This window comes from Streptomyces niveus (assembly GCF_001723055.1).
Taxonomy (GTDB): Bacteria; Actinomycetota; Actinomycetes; order Streptomycetales; family Streptomycetaceae; genus Streptomyces; species Streptomyces niveus.
Genome location: NZ_MDCR01000577.1, coordinates 1 through 241, shown reverse-complemented (window position 1 = coordinate 241; position 241 = coordinate 1). Strand labels below are relative to the sequence as shown.

The window sequence follows — 241 nt, the reverse complement described above, 5'->3', positions numbered from 1 at the left end:
AGTTGCAGGGCGGTCATCGGGCTTCTCCGGCGTACTCGCGCGAGGGGTCGTCGGTGTCGGTGTGCGGCTCCGGTGCGGGTACGGATACGCGTACGGGGGCGGGCGCGGGCTCCGTGACGGCCGGGACCGGCTCGGTGATGTGCACGCGCTCCGCGACGTGGTGCTCGATGTCCAGGACGTCCAGCCGCCAGCCGTCCAGCTCGACGGTGTCGCCCTCGACGGGAATGCGCGCGAGACGGGC

At 73.0% G+C, this 241-nt stretch carries 1 protein-coding gene; it reads right to left on the bottom strand.

Going from position 1 to position 241, the window contains the following annotated elements:
* Positions 1-13: 13 nt before the first annotated feature.
* Positions 14-241, bottom strand: a 228-nt coding sequence (locus BHU15_RS37685) for a transporter associated domain-containing protein (RefSeq protein ID WP_303741447.1), incomplete at its 5' end; no start/stop codon positions are given.